This is a genomic window from Microvirga sp. VF16 (assembly GCF_016864375.1).
Classification (GTDB): Bacteria; Pseudomonadota; Alphaproteobacteria; order Rhizobiales; family Beijerinckiaceae; genus Microvirga.
The window spans coordinates 999,145-1,012,748 of sequence record NZ_CP069356.1 but is presented as its reverse complement, the minus strand read 5'-3'; the positions used below and the strand labels follow the sequence as shown (position 1 = coordinate 1,012,748).

Annotated in this window: 11 protein-coding genes, 1 tRNA gene and 2 pseudogenes; 5 read left to right on the top strand and 9 right to left on the bottom strand. The window is 62.8% G+C overall.

Annotated elements, in window-relative coordinates; genetic code table 11:
- Positions 1 to 134: 134 nt before the first annotated feature.
- From JO965_RS37165 to JO965_RS37140, 6 genes and pseudogenes are all read right to left on the bottom strand, one after another.
- Positions 135 to 875: pseudogene (locus JO965_RS37165) on the bottom strand (response regulator); the annotation flags it as partial.
- A 20-nt stretch (positions 876 to 895) separates the two neighbouring features.
- Positions 896 to 1,522: a transposase gene (locus JO965_RS37160; RefSeq protein WP_203445671.1), complete on the bottom strand. Its 627-nt coding sequence runs from the start codon at positions 1,520 to 1,522 to the stop codon at positions 896 to 898.
- 1 nt (position 1,523) lies between these two features.
- Complete coding sequence (locus JO965_RS37155) at positions 1,524 to 1,748, bottom strand: winged helix-turn-helix domain-containing protein (RefSeq protein ID WP_203445670.1); 225 nt, start codon at positions 1,746 to 1,748, stop codon at positions 1,524 to 1,526.
- A 73-nt stretch (positions 1,749 to 1,821) separates the two neighbouring features.
- Positions 1,822 to 2,126, bottom strand: a pseudogene (locus JO965_RS37150) (response regulator).
- An 848-nt stretch (positions 2,127 to 2,974) separates the two neighbouring features.
- The gene (locus JO965_RS37145) at positions 2,975 to 4,012 is read right to left on the bottom strand and encodes a YihY/virulence factor BrkB family protein (protein ID WP_203445823.1); all 1,038 of its coding nucleotides are present in this window, start codon (positions 4,010 to 4,012) and stop codon (positions 2,975 to 2,977) included.
- 888 nt (positions 4,013 to 4,900) lie between these two features.
- Positions 4,901 to 6,550 carry a recombinase family protein gene (locus JO965_RS37140; RefSeq protein WP_203445822.1) on the bottom strand — a complete coding sequence of 550 codons (1,650 nt, stop codon included), beginning with the start codon at positions 6,548 to 6,550 and terminating at the stop codon, positions 4,901 to 4,903.
- Positions 6,551 to 7,154: 604 nt separating this feature from the next.
- Here JO965_RS37140 and JO965_RS37135 point away from each other — a divergent pair.
- The 5 genes from JO965_RS37135 (at position 7,155) to JO965_RS37115 (ending at position 11,846) form a co-directional block, all read left to right on the top strand.
- The gene (locus JO965_RS37135) at positions 7,155 to 7,931 is read left to right on the top strand and encodes an outer membrane protein (protein ID WP_203445821.1); all 777 of its coding nucleotides are present in this window, start codon (positions 7,155 to 7,157) and stop codon (positions 7,929 to 7,931) included.
- Positions 7,932 to 8,564: 633 nt separating this feature from the next.
- Complete coding sequence (locus JO965_RS37130; protein WP_371826997.1) at positions 8,565 to 9,527, top strand: purine nucleoside permease; 963 nt, start codon at positions 8,565 to 8,567, stop codon at positions 9,525 to 9,527.
- A 209-nt stretch (positions 9,528 to 9,736) separates the two neighbouring features.
- Complete coding sequence (locus JO965_RS37125) at positions 9,737 to 10,744, top strand: sensor histidine kinase (protein WP_203445819.1); 1,008 nt, start codon at positions 9,737 to 9,739, stop codon at positions 10,742 to 10,744.
- 170 nt (positions 10,745 to 10,914) lie between these two features.
- Entirely contained in the window at positions 10,915 to 11,460 is a 546-nt protein-coding gene (locus JO965_RS37120; RefSeq protein WP_203445818.1) for a diacylglycerol kinase family protein, read from the top strand.
- A gap of 53 nt (positions 11,461 to 11,513) precedes the next feature.
- Positions 11,514 to 11,846, top strand: coding sequence for a hypothetical protein (locus JO965_RS37115; RefSeq protein WP_203445817.1), 333 nt, complete (start codon positions 11,514 to 11,516; stop codon positions 11,844 to 11,846).
- Between the two features lie 252 nt (positions 11,847 to 12,098).
- On the opposite strand, the gene JO965_RS37110 is transcribed toward JO965_RS37115, so the two are convergent.
- The 3 genes from JO965_RS37110 to JO965_RS37100 form a co-directional block, all read right to left on the bottom strand.
- Positions 12,099 to 12,175 (bottom strand) — tRNA-Trp (locus JO965_RS37110).
- A gap of 489 nt (positions 12,176 to 12,664) precedes the next feature.
- A complete protein-coding gene (locus JO965_RS37105) occupies positions 12,665 to 12,979 on the bottom strand; it encodes a cupin domain-containing protein (RefSeq protein ID WP_246777116.1) in 315 nt (104 codons plus the stop codon).
- A 161-nt stretch (positions 12,980 to 13,140) separates the two neighbouring features.
- The gene (locus tag JO965_RS37100; RefSeq protein ID WP_203445816.1) at positions 13,141 to 13,497 is read right to left on the bottom strand and encodes a hypothetical protein; all 357 of its coding nucleotides are present in this window, start codon (positions 13,495 to 13,497) and stop codon (positions 13,141 to 13,143) included.
- Positions 13,498 to 13,604 lie beyond the last annotated feature (107 nt).

Here is a 13,604-nt window from a genome sequence, read left to right as displayed (position 1 = left end):
GCGTAAAACATCAGGGCCCGCGGTCATGTAGCACCGCGTTCAAAGGCCGGAGACATGACCGCATCCGCCCCGCTCGGCCCAAACGTCGTCAACAATCACATTGCCAAACGGGCGCCATCCAGACAGGACATCCCCATCTGGATCGGTTCGGCGTCGAGCCGGATCGGATGCTGGCGCCCGGCGGCCCGCATGGTCACGTCGAGGTCTTCGACGAGACTTGCCAGATACGCATCGATCGCGACAACGCAAACGTCGTCGGAGTTGTACAGCCGGCGGTGCACGCCGGCGATTGCCATGACCCGGGCCTGCATCTCCTTGAGCGCGCTCGCCGCCGCCGGATTGTCGACGCTCGCAGTCTGCAGGTGCGCGAGCGCGGCGACCAGCGCCAGACTGCTGGCGATCCGGTGGTTCATTTCGCGCAGCAGTAGTTCCGCCCGATCCCGTGCTTCGCGGGCCTCTTGTTCGGCCTGATCCTTGGCGCGCCGCAGCCGCTCCTTTTCCAGCGCCGTCACGATCGCCTCGACCAGGAGCTCCCAGAAATGTCCCTGGATGTCCTTCCAGACGTAATTGGCTGCGCCCGCCTTGAGCGCGGCGACGGCGATGCGGCTGTCCTCGCAGCCGGTCACGTAAATGACAGGCGGAGGCTGAGGGAGCGCCTGGATCTGGGGAAGGATGTCGAGGCCGGTCTGGCCCAGCATATGATGATCCAGTGCGACGATGTCGATTCCGCCCCGACGGAGTTGCCGTAGGCCATCGGCGCCATTGGACGAAAGCTCGACGCCATAGCCCTTCTGTTCCAGCGTCCGCTGGACGCGGCGGGCCAGTCCCGGATCGTCATCGATGTAGAGAACCCAAACGGGCGAGTGATCGGACATTCTAATGATCTTCACGAATGTCATGTGACGGAGAGGCCTGCATGACGAAAGAAGCTGACGATCATCTCGGGTTGGCGTTGCAGGCGGACGAACTCGCGGCGCGCCAGCCGGTGCAGGTCGGCGACGGATTCGGGTAACGCATTCTCCATAGCCCGCTTGACGCACGCATTGCACTGCTCCTCCGGATTGAGTTCGGGGGCATAGGCCGGCAGGTAAGCGACCGCGAAGTCCCGCGCATGAGCTGCGATGAAGGCAGTGGTAACTTGTGATCGATGGGCATTGAGCCGATCCCAGACCACCAGCAGCGGCGTGCCGATCTTGCGCCGGAAATAGAGCAAGGCCGAGATCACGGTCTGGCTCGAGACGCTGGTGCGGAAGTGGCGGGCATAAAGCCGCCCGTCGGGCGTGATCGCCACGATGCTCGAGACCTCGCGCCGCTTGCTCACCCGCCGCAACAGCGGGGGCAGCCCGCGCCGCGCCCAGGTCGTGTCCGGCCGCGGCCCGGAAGCTGTGGCCGGTCTCGTCCCGGAGGAGCAGCGTGCGGCGCTCCCGCTGTGCCTTCTTTTCAAAGCAACCCATTCGCGCTTGGGCCAGACCGCAATCACGAGTTCGTCGCGCTCCTTGGCCTTTGTGGCGGGACGCTGCACGCTAAATCCATGCGCCTTCAGCGGCCGCTCCAGATAGTGCGGGATGATAGTGCACCCCGAACTCGCGCTCGATCAGGGCCGCAATGCGCTGGAGGGTCCAGCGCTCGGTGGCAAAGCCCGCTGCCAGGGCACCCCGGTCCAGGAGCCGATCCAGATCAGCCCAGGCCTCCTCATCAAGCCGGGGCGCTCCTCCATCTGCCCCGGCGTCAGATGCGCCGGACGCCACACGTTGTCCTCCATCGCGCACCTCCTCACGAGGATCGACACCGCCCTATGTTACACCACCTTCGTAATGATCATTAGGCGGTCTCCGGCGCCTGGACGACCGCGAAGAACAGCCAAGACTGGTGAATCGCGTTGACGAACCCTTCGTCGTTGACGGGCTTGATGATGTCGACGTTGCCGCCGAGATCATCGCAGCGTTGAATCTCACGCAGAATGAGAACGGGCCGTGCGGCACCGACCTCACCTAAACCATCCGGCTCGAACAGATAGGCGAGGGCATCGGTGCCGTTCGAGAAGGGCACAATGTCATTGTTGACACCGGGCGCCGGATGTTGCGCTCGATCAAATGCGCTTGGCCCTCATCATCTTCGATCGTCACGTCGGGGACGGGTACGCCAGTCGCTGGAGCAGGAGATGCTCCATCGAAGCGAACGCCAAGATCGAATGGCTCCCATCATACTCCAAGCCATCGCCCGCTTGTGTTTTCTAGCCGACACACCCGGGCAGAGCCGCATGCGGATTGAAACTGCGGTCAGTCCAGCAGGTTTTCCGGAATGTGAAGGAGAGCAAGTCATGTCGGAGGACCGCCACGGCACGCACAACTCGCTTCTCGGATCAACCCAACCCGTTGCAGCTTGGAGCTCGAAACAGCCACTGTGGTGCGCTGAGCCCCATCATCTGGGCCAAGAGTTCCTGGATCAGAGAAAGCATCTGCGCGATACGACTGCAACCAGGATCGAACGGCACAGACGGCTTTCGACAGAGAGCAGGATATCGTACGTGACGAACTGCCGGGCCTCCCTCAGGAGCATCTCAACATATTTATCTTTGGCTGCGCGCAAAGCGCGGGACTGCTTGAATTGCTCGCAATGTGTCGAGGCTCGCAGCCTGATCGCCTCGCCTGTAACCTGGACAGGTGCCGGAGCGAACGACTGCTGGCTGCTGCATGCCTCAGGGACGCTCCTCGCACCGTCATAGCCAACCATCGCGCGGCCAACGCTCTCGCCCTCAATTGTTGCCGAGACGATTGCCACGGCCCCGCGGCGGTACGTCTCCCAGCCATTCACATCGTTGCGCTGATCCAGTTCCTGATGTGTGTGTGACGATCTCGGCCGCCGGGAAGGCCACCGCATCGATCCAGATCACGGCACTCAGCGCGTCCGGCCTGGCCCGCTCCGGCAGCTGGTTTCCCAGTTCCACTCTCCAACATCGGGCCAAGGCGAGCCATCAGCCCTGTGCAGGACCCACGTGGTCGGCCATGTGGGCGCCGCGTCGGCCGAGGGGCTTTGGGGGCCCCTCTGTCGTGTCCTGGGCCGTCTGGTGCTCCATCTCGGCGTTGAGCTCGGCGCCCAGCAGGACAATCACCACCGACAGCCAGCTCCAGGTCATGAAACCGACCGCGGCCCCGAGTGCGCCATAGGTCCTGTTGTAGCTGTCGAAGTTCGCGACATACCAGGAGAACAGCATCGATGCCCCGAGCCAGAGGAAGGCCGCCAGGACGCTGCCCCACGTCACCCAGCGCCACTGCGCATCTCGTCGGCTCGGGCCATAGCGGTAGAGAACCGCCAGCCCCACGACCAGAACGCCGAGCAGGATCGGCCACCGCAGCAGGGCCAGGAGCCGGTCCGCCGGCGTGGCAACGCCGATGAAGCTCAGGACGAGCGGCGCCACGACCACCGCGGCAATCGCCGCGATGATGAAGCCGATCGCGCCCAGCGTGACCAGAAAGGTCGTGGCGTAGAAGCGCAGAAAACTGCGCTTCTCCTGCTCCTTGTAGACGACATTGAGCGCATCGAAGAGCGCCGCGACGCCGGAGTTTGCGCTCCACAGCGCAACCAGAAGGCCGAGGATGAAGGCAACGCCGAGCGTATCGCCGCTTTGGCCCGCAATGCGAGTGATCTGATCGCTGACCAGGCTCAACACCCCACCGGGCAGGATCCCGGCCAGCAGTGACAGGTGGCCGGCGATCGTGTGAGAATCTGCAACAAGCCCGTAGAGGGAGACGACGGTCGCAAGGGCCGGAAAGACCGCGAGCAGCGTGAAGAAGGCGACCCCTCCGGCCGTGGACAGGATCCGATCCGCCGGAATGGACCACAGCACGCGCCAGAGGATGTCGTTCCAGCCGCGTCTTGGAATCTGTGTCGGCGTGCGTGCCCGCCGGCCGCGCCCGCGCTCCCGGGCGCGGACCAGATCGACCGGTGCGGCGCCAGCCTCGGCTTCTTCGTCGACGGTCGAGCGCCAGTCCTCACCGTGTTCCTTGGTCATGGTGTGTCCTGCGGCGCAACCGGAAACGGCCGGCGCCGACCAGAGCACGGGCCGCGAACACGGGTCAAACGGTTTGGTGTGGCACGGGTCGGATCCATTTTGGTGGGCCCTCCTATCAAATGGGAGCGGTCGCTTGCTCCTCCAAGCCTGCTGGCGTGGCGTGGGATCTCTCTGTCGGCCCGGGATCTTCCGTCAGAGACATGCAACCTTCATTTAGGGCCGTGCGACCGCATGTTCTATGAGGCCGTCGGCACCGTCTCCTCATCCGAGGACAGCGACCAATCCAAACCAACAAGCCTCGTCCCAATAGTTCAATGATCTGCCGAAAGGGGACTCACGATTGTAAACTGCCAGAGCAAGACACAACCCTCCCGACAACCATACAAGATCAACGCAAAAATTTTGATGTCCGAGAGCAATCTGAAGCATGCAGATGGTTAGGATCACCACCATCTTCAAAATCGAATGAAAACATACGAACTGGGCAAGCGAGAGCCTCTTCGTGTCGTGTCCATCGCCCGACGATGCCCTTGAGCCAAAGTGCCCATACGCATCGGAGTTCACACTGCGCCGCACTGGCAGAACTGGCTTGGGGAGCGCACGCGGTCAGGAGACCGATCGACACTATCCTGCACGGCCAGAACCCGGTCTTGGGCCTGTCTCTTCGACCGGGAGGGTGCGGGCGATCAGCGCTGTCCGTGCCGGCTGGCCGCGCAGAAGAACACGCCGATCTGGCCGTGCGTGAGACGGCCGGCCGTTCCAGGGGAGCGCTCTCCATGGTCACCGCGTTGCTTCTGGCGTTCTTCGGGCGCGGCTTACGGCGGGAATCGTCGCGGGACTGCCGCTGATTGCTGGCGTGTTCGCCAACCGAAGCTCCTAACATTATCGTCAGACGGCCGTATTGTGCCTCAATCGCATTATCAGATGAAAGCCGCATAGATAGTCTGTACGCAACCGACAAAACGGCTCGCGTTCACCGTTGGGGCCGGTTGGGAAGGCGTAGCGGATCTCCACCTCACCGTCAGTGACAACAACGCGATCAACGAGCAGCTCGAGAAGAGCCCGCTTGCGGTCGAAGTCGGCACTGGCCAATCCATCGCGAACGCGTCGGCAGAACTCTTCAGCATTATCCGCCAAGCGCGCCGTCTCATGCCGATCGCGTGCGTCAGCAAGGAGTTCCTGTTCTTGCCTCTCCAAAGCCCCCAAGCGGCCCTCGGTTTCCCGGCGCCGCCGCTCAAACTCGGCTAAGGGCACGACCCCGCCTAAGTAAGCCTCGGTCAGTCGTTCGATCTGCTGGGTCAGGCTCATCCGGCCGCGCCGCAGGTTCTCCCGCCGGGCCTGCCATTCCTGCGGCAGCCAATGACCGCTGCGGGCTCGCTCCATGGCTTGCGCGATAACCTCTGGATGCTGCAGCACCTCACAAAGATCCTGCCAGACCAGCTCCTCCAGAGGCCTGGCCGGAATATAGCGCGCCGGGCAACGCTCACCAGGAACGAGCAGGCGCAGTTGGGTCTTCGTGCGGCACAGATAGTAATCATAAGCTGGCGGCAGCCGGCGGCCGGTGCAGGCACGCCGACAGCATCCGCAGCTGACAAGCCCGCGCAGAAGATACTGATGCACCCGGTTGTTACGTGGGGCCATCCGGCGATTATACACCAGCCGTGCGGCGGCCGCGTCAAACTGCTCCCGGCTGATGATGGCCGGAACAGAGGCCACCGCGATCCACTCCGCCACATCGGTAGGCCGGCGCGTTCCTTTTGAGTGGCCGACCGGGCGCAGCGCCGAGTATCGCGTTTGCGGAGGGCTGGTTCGCATGCGGTTGGCAAAGATCTGACCCGCATAGGCCGGATTGGTGAGCAAGCACCGCAAGGCCGAGGGGCTCCAAGTCATGCATCCCGTGGGCGAGGCAATGCCAAGTCGGGCCAGGCGCTGGATCAACGCGATCATGGTCGCGCCTTCGATGTACCAGGCGAAAAGATCGCGCACGACGGCGGCTTCGGCTTCGTCAATGCGCACGCCAGCCGGGTCTCGCGGGCGGTCGGGATCAAGACGGTAGCCGTAAGGTGGACGCGTCCACGGCAACAGCGTTCCCGCCTTGAGCCGCCGCAGCCGGCCGCGACGCATGCGCTCGGTAATCAGGGTTCGCTCGTACTCGGCCACCGCGCCGCGGATCTGGAGGAGCAATTGATCATGCGGATCCTGGCTCATGGGCCGGTCAAGGAACTCGACCGTGGCACCATGCTTCTGAAGCTCCTCCACCAGCAGAACCTGATGAACGTAGTTGCGAGCCAGGCGGTCCGGGCTTGTGATCAGGATGCGGTCGAGGCGGGCGCTTGCGACAGCATCGCGCAACCTATCGAGCCCAGGGCGTTGCAGGCTGGAGCCACTGTAGCCATCGTCGCGAAAGATGTACTCGGGGGCCAGATCTGTCCCTTGTGCGAGAGCGTAGGCTCGCAACCGTTCGATCTGCTGTTCAGTCGACTGACTTTGAACCTGGCGCTGGGTGGAGGCGCGGCCATAAGCGGCGAGGATTAGCATGGGGGCTCTCCTGTAGGGTCGCCTCGCCCCCGCCGCCGTCCGGGTCGGGTTCGGCCGGGCGTGCCGTTTCCAGGAGCAGCTGGAACGCACGGTCCCAACGCCGCTGCGCATCCGGGTGGTGGGCCCAGTGCCGTACGATCCTCCACGGTGGCTGGCGCATGATCTGCTCCCTGGGGGCGGGATGCCTCGGGAGCAGAACCCTGTTGGGCCGCACGTCGGCGGCAGGGGCTAAACGGAACCCGGCTCCATGTCAGAACCAAACGGCCAAGCCGGACGTAGCAGAATTTGTCGTTTGTGAATCTACCATCTAAGGCTTGTGTGGTCGGTCGTAACGCGTGTGCCACAAAAAACCCTGCCCGCATTGGGCAGGGTTGAGTTCTTCTCCTCGCCTTCGGGGGTTACTCCGAAGCCAGTCCAGTAGGGCATGCAACCGCCCCCGAGTCAAATCCATGGCTGTATTCGCAAGATCGGAGGCCTGTATTCACGTCAGCATTTCTGACGCACAAGGCGTAAAGCTGCGCGGTGTTGCATCTTTGCTATAGCCCATCTTGGCTCTCACTCCATACTCTGCCCTTGCGACTCCTCGCACTAGGGATGAATGCTCATGAAATCTCGTCTTCTTGGGTTGCTCGCCGCAACCGCTCTCTCAACGGCGGCGGTCTCGTCCGTTTCCGCTGCCGACCTCCCGGCCCGTGCCGCTCCGCCCCCAATGATCGCGGCTGTTCCGGTCTTCACCTGGACCGGCTTCTATGTCGGTGGCAACCTCGGCTGGGGCTGGCGTGATGACGACAACGAGACCGTGGTGCTGACCGGCCCGGGCATTCCGGCCGGCCTCGTGGGCACGCTCAACTTCGACAACGGCAACGACGGCAACTTCACCGGCGGCGGCCAGATCGGCTACAACTACCAGATCGGCGCGTTCGTGATCGGTGCCGAGGCCGACATCCAGTGGATTGACACCGACGACAATGATGCGGTGTTCATCCCAGGTCCGGGCTTTGCCGGCACCTTCGTGCCCGGCGAGTTCGAGGACTCTTCGGATTGGTGGGGCACGGTGCGCCTGCGCGCCGGTGTCGCCTTCGACCGCTTCCTGGTCTACGCCACCGGTGGTCTGGCCTACACCGACAACAACACCGGCTGGACGGCCGGCGGTGGTGTCGAGTGGGCCCTGCCGGTGAACTGGTTCGGCTCCTCAGCCGTCACCCTTGGCCTGGAGGGTCTGTGGGTCAGCATCGATCAGGACGATGATGACGACGGCCGCATCGGCACCTTCACGCCGGTTGGCGGAGCGCCGGTTGATGTGTTCCTGCCGCGGGACAATGACGAGCAGGACTTCTTCGTCGCCCGGGCCAAGCTGAACTTCAAGTTCGGCACCTACTAAGAGCGCCGCAGCACCAGCAGCCGAAGAGGCCCGGGGCACCCCGGGCCTTTTTGTTACTTGGACGTCAAGGCATGGGCTTGTGGCAACCAAGTTGAAATGTCGCTTGAAGCGCAAAGTCAAATTGTCAGTCAGGCCGGGTGAGACGGAGCCTGGGACGGCGGTGCGCAGACCGTCCGATCGGAGCGCCGGCGGCCCAGGCGTTTGGGTTTGGACTGGGACCGAGCAACTTGCGCCAGGCGATCTGCGCGATCTTTCATCAGGTCAAACTTTTGGCTCGAGCGGCGGGGGCCTGCCCCAACGCCGGATGGAACGGGCCGGGCATCCTGGCGCTCCTTGATCCAGGTCAGCACCTCGCCCAAGCGCTTGTTCTCGACAATCGCCGGCGTGTGTTTGGGAGCAGATCTTGTTCCAGCCCCAAAGATGCCCGAGGCTGGATCAGGCACGCCGGCTATGCCCTACACTGATCTCAAAAGCGCTTTAACGACCGGTCACGGGCTGGTCGGATGCCCGTCTTCAATCGTGACCTTTGGCAGGGGCATTGCTTGTTCGTGCGCCTTGCCGTGCAAGGAGGGCTTTCTGATGCCAGTCCGCACATTTGCATCGATCGCCGCGGCCATCTCGCTCACCGCTCTCATGGCATCGCCAGTCTCGGCCGACGAGCCCATGAAGGTGAAGGTCTTCATCGGGTCGATGTTCGAGATCGGCCAGAACACTGGCGACCGGGCCGGCGAGTTCCAGCACTGGTACGAGCGCTACTTCAGCCAGAGCAAGCCAATCACCGTTAAAGGCGCCCTCAACCCTGTTTACTGCAACGACGATGGCGTCTGCGGGTCCGTGCTGGGGATGGGCAAGGTCGCCTCGTCCGCGTCGGTGCAGGCGATCATCCTGAACCCGCAATTCGACCTGTCGGAAACCTATTTCATTGTCAGTGGCGTAGCCGGAACACCACCGGAGCACGGCACCATCGCAGACGTCAGCTGGGCGACTTGGCTCGTCGACTATGATCTCGGCCACCGCTGGGCACCGGAGGAGGGGGAGCCTGGTGCTCCGACCTTCATGCCGCGCAAGGGCTATGAGAAGGTCCGGCTGTTCCAGCTCAATCCCGATCTCGTCGGCTGGGCGATGCACCTCACGCGCCAGACGAACCTGAACGACTCGGACTCGGCCCGGAGCTATCGCATGCGTTATCCGCAGGAGGCGGCCCGGCGGGCCCCGGCGGTCAAGGCCGGCACCCACATGACCGGAGACACCTTCTTCCATGGTCCGGGCATGTCAGCCCAGGCGCAGTACATCGCCAAGCTCTACGGAGCGGATGATTACCTTATCACCGAGATGGAGGCGGCCGGCATCGCTCAGGTGGTCCAGCGGACGCTGGGCGACCGCAGGCTCCTGAGCCTGCGGGGAGCGGTGAACTTCGACCAGGGCAATCCCAACGAGACCACGCTCCAGCATCTCGACCCGGCTCCGGGCCAGACCGCCGGCGGGTTCGCCGAGACTGTCGATAACATCGCCGCTGTCGGAAGCCGGATGGTGGATCACATCGTGGCGAATTGGCCGGAGTGGAGGGACGGAGTTCCCCAGCTGTCGAAGCCATAGGAAAGGCTTACTCGTCGGGACGTGGCGAGCCTGTGCGACACCTCCCTGAGAGCAATTCAGGGGAATGCCCACCCTCGCGATCTCCTGATAGGATAGGCCCAGCTAGCTGACGAACTGGATGAGGTGACCCGTTTGGGTCTTCGGCCGCTGGTCCTACAGCCCCGCGGCAGACAACATCCGGAACCGGGGCATCTGTTGGATCGCATATAATGAGCGATGAAACCCAGACTAGCGATGCCCTCCGAGCCGAGTTGGCCGACCTGCGTGCCCTGTTCCAGCAGGCCCCCGGCCACATGGCGGTCCTGCGCGGGCCGAACCATGTCTTCGCACTGGTCAACGATGCCTACCGGCGCATCGTTGGCAACCGTGACCTCATCGGCAAGCCGGTGCGCGAGGCGCTGCCGGAGCTGGCCGGGCAGGGCTTCTTCGAGCTGCTCGATCAGGTCTACGCGACGGGCAAGCCCTTTGTCGGGCACCAGATGCCGGCGAAAGTCCAGCGGCAGCCCGAAGGCCCAGCCGAGCAGATCTTTGTCGATTTTGTCTACCAGCCGATCATCGGGGCCGATGGACAGGTCTCTGGCATCTTTGTTGAGGGCAGCGATGTCACGGCCCGGGTCCGGGGGGCCGAGTACCAGCAGCTGCTGCTGAACGAGCTCAACCACCGGGTCAAGAACACGCTCGCGACCGTGCAGTCGATTGTGTCGCAGACGCTGCGGAATGCCCCCACGCCACCCGAAGCGCGAACTCTGATCGAGCAGCGCATGATCGCTCTGTCGCGGGCGCATGACGTGCTGACCCAGGAGAAATGGGAGGGGGCGGACCTGCACGCGATCGTTGCGCAAGCGCTGGCACCGTTCCGCGACCCCAGCAACGACCGCTTTCATGTGCGCGGGCCAAACGTGCGGCTGTCGCCGCGCATGGCGCTCGATCTGGCGATGGCGTTGCACGAACTGGGGACCAACGCCGTCAAGTATGGTGCTCTGTCGAATGCGTCCGGCACGGTCGACCTCGCTTGGACGGTGGACCGTCACGGCACTCCGCCACACCTCAAGCTGCACTGGACGGAGAAGGGCGGCCCACCGGTCGAGCCACCCCGTCGCCGCGGCTTTGGCACCCGGCTGATCGAACGCAGCCTGGCGCAGGATTTCGGCGGCAAGGCCCAGATCGAGTTCGCCGCGACCGGCATCGTCTGCACGATCGACGCTCCAGTCGCCTAAGCACTCGGACCTTGGGGGCGGCCTGTCGCCAACTCGAAGTATAGGCATTAGATCTGGGGAGAATGCGACACCGTGCTGGCACCTCGGCTCGGCAGGCGCGACCGCCTTCAGGAGAAACCGTTTAACCATGCGGCGCATCGGCATGGCTGGACTTGCCGGATCCACCAATCATGTCATCTCGGCCGAGAGTTGCTGTACTCCTGAACATCTCTGCCGGGATGCTGGAGAGCCAATCCAGTGACACCCTGCGTGCAGCGCTGACCGCCGCCTTTGAGCAGCATCGGGTCTCCGCGGTTCTGGAGTTCCTGACGGGACCGGAGCTGCATAAGGCCGCTCAGCACGCTGCGCATCGGATCAAGGATCAAGAGCTGGACGCCATCGTGGTGGGCGGGGACGGCAGCATTCGCACCGTTGCTCATGTACTTGCCGGAACAGACATTCCGCTTGGCATCCTCCCGCTCGGAACCCTAAACCATTTCGCCCGGGATCTTGGCATTCCCACCACGATCGATGAAGCGGTGGCGCTGATCGCTGCCGGGCAAACCCATCTATTCGACGTCGGGGAAGTCAATGGAGAGGCGTTCATCAACAATTCCTCCATCGGACTTTATCCGTACCTAGTTCGAGAGCGGGAGCGAAGGCAGCACCGAGAAGGGATATCGAAGTTGAGCGCCTTGATCGTGTCCGGGTTTCGCGTGCTGCGCATCTTCCGCTGAGGCGGCTCTCGATTGCCGCAGAAGGTTTGGTTAAACCGTACCGGAGCCCAATCGTGTTTATTGGCAACAACGAATACGCTCTCACGGCGTCGGTCTTCGGCAGGCGGGGGAGGCTCGACGGTGGTGAGCTCTGCATCTACATAACCCAGGCCCAGAGCCGGCTGGCTTTGTTATGGCTCGCCGCTCAGGCGATCATGGGGCGTTTGGAGTTGAAGCAGAACCTACGGATCATGAGAGTCACGAAAGCCGAGATCCGCTCGCGTGCCAGCAGGCTTCTCGTCGCGCTCGATGGAGAGATTGCCGTACTGCGCTCGCCACTGTGCTACCGAAGCCGGCCCGGTGCCCTGCGTGTATTCATCGCCCCGATGCAAGAGGATGACGAGTAGCAGAGCCTCTGACTTTTAATCAGAGGGTCCTGGGTTCGAGTCCCAGCGCGCTCACCAACAATTTCAAAGGGTTACCGGCATCTGCCCTTTGAGCCATTTCCCCCAGGTAGCCAATAGGTAGCCAAACGTTGAGGCAAGGACATTCACCTCAACTTCGAGCCTCGTGCGACTCAGTGCTTGCTTTGGATGAGTCCCCGAACGTCATCGGGGCTGCTATGGCAGAGGCTTGGGAGAGGTAAGGCTGCTCAGTAGTGGCAGGAGTGGAGGGACTCGAACCCCCAGCCCCCGGTTTTGGAGACCGGTGCTCTAGCCGATTGAGCTACACTCCTTCAAGGCCGGCTATTGGAGGCCGGCGAGGGCTGGCCTTATCCACTGCGGGGAGCTTTACTGTCAAGCTTGTGCCGGCACTCACCTGTCCTTGGTGAGCGGAATACAGCGCCTGCCGAGATCCAGGTCTTGCACGCCGGTAGATCGTCAGCACTGCCGGGGTAAGCGGACCTTCATTTCGTCTGTTCTTCGTCGCTTTTTGACCCAGCCTGTCAAAACGCGAACGGGTCCGATCTCGGCGAACTATTTGTACAACATAAACCCCATACGCCGTGAAATCTCCGGCCTATTCGGCCCTCCAAGACATAAGATTGCTCCAACGAGCGGCACGTCAGCGTTTTTACACAACCAAGACCCGAACGCGACATTCGGAGTGTGGCCCAGTGCATTTCCAGAGGATCAGGCGCGATCTATTCGGGCCATCCCGCAACGGGTCCAGCCCTGCCGTTTGCCGCCGGGTGCTAATGTGAAAGGCAGCGTTTCCGGGGCCATCAACCGGTAGGGTCCCAAACCCCATCGACAGCAAACGCCTCGTCTTCGCCCGGCAATGGCGGCATGGTCGTGCCAACCGCCGTCAGAGGCCCGTGCGAGACAGAGCGAAACTGAAAGTGGGTCCCAACCGGAATTGAGATGGCGACACCAGGCTCCACATCGACGACTTCTTCCCGGTCATGCAAGCGGCGCCACATTTGTCCCCGGCCCGAGGCGAAGTACCAGACTTCCTCGGCGGTCCGGTGTGCCATGGCTTTTGAGACCGCATGAGGCGGCAGAGTGAATGCGCCAAGCTGCCCCGGCTGGTGCTGCACAAGACCCGCACCTCGGAACCGTCAGGGGCAGTAGCGCCAAGGAACGTGCCGAGCTGTTTGGCCGAGCTGTTTGGTGGCAAAGGACATCGAGCGTGCTTCTGCAGCCGGTGGAGGATAGTTACCATACCGATGAGGTGCTGCGTTGTATGCTTCGATGCCGGTCAGGGAATAGGATTGCTGGGGCCTTCGGCGACCACCATGAGGATGGTAGAGAGCACACCCGCCAAGGCCACGCCGCCCAGCAGAAGCGTACGCAAAGGGATATGGCGGCTGGCCCAAGACAAGCGAACCGCTTCGCGATGCTGCTGCCGTGCTGTCAGCTGATCGGCTGCTGTCTTGTTGAGCAGAGTATCGACGTCATCGAGCAAGTCGATCATATCCTGGGAGAGGGCTGTTTTCCGCCAGTGCTGCCGCTGATTCTTGCTTGTTTTCAGCTTTATGGACTGTGCCCGAAGCAGTGCCTCCGCATGGATCTCTCGGCGGATCACAAGAATGCCCAGGATCATCAGGACAGGCATCAGAGCAAGCAATCCGAACGCGATCCAATCGGCGGCTGTGAAGCTTGACTGAGGGATGCCCATGGCGGTTCCTCCGCATAGCTGTCCATAAATCGCTTCCTAAGCAC

Bases quoted from the DNA above. Each gene is read 5' to 3' on its own strand.
- JO965_RS37145 (WP_203445823.1), bottom strand. From the start codon at position 4,012: ATGACCAAGGAACACGGTGAGGACTGGCGCTCGACCGTCGACGAAGAA.
- JO965_RS37140 (WP_203445822.1), bottom strand. From the start codon at position 6,550: ATGCTAATCCTCGCCGCTTATGGCCGCGCCTCCACCCAGCGCCAGGTT.
- JO965_RS37135 (WP_203445821.1), top strand. From the start codon at position 7,155: ATGAAATCTCGTCTTCTTGGGTTGCTCGCCGCAACCGCTCTCTCAACG.
- JO965_RS37130 (WP_371826997.1), top strand. From the start codon at position 8,565: ATGGCATCGCCAGTCTCGGCCGACGAGCCCATGAAGGTGAAGGTCTTC.
- JO965_RS37125 (WP_203445819.1), top strand. From the start codon at position 9,737: ATGAGCGATGAAACCCAGACTAGCGATGCCCTCCGAGCCGAGTTGGCC.
- JO965_RS37120 (WP_203445818.1), top strand. From the start codon at position 10,915: ATGTCATCTCGGCCGAGAGTTGCTGTACTCCTGAACATCTCTGCCGGG.
- JO965_RS37100 (WP_203445816.1), bottom strand. From the start codon at position 13,497: ATGCCTGTCCTGATGATCCTGGGCATTCTTGTGATCCGCCGAGAGATC.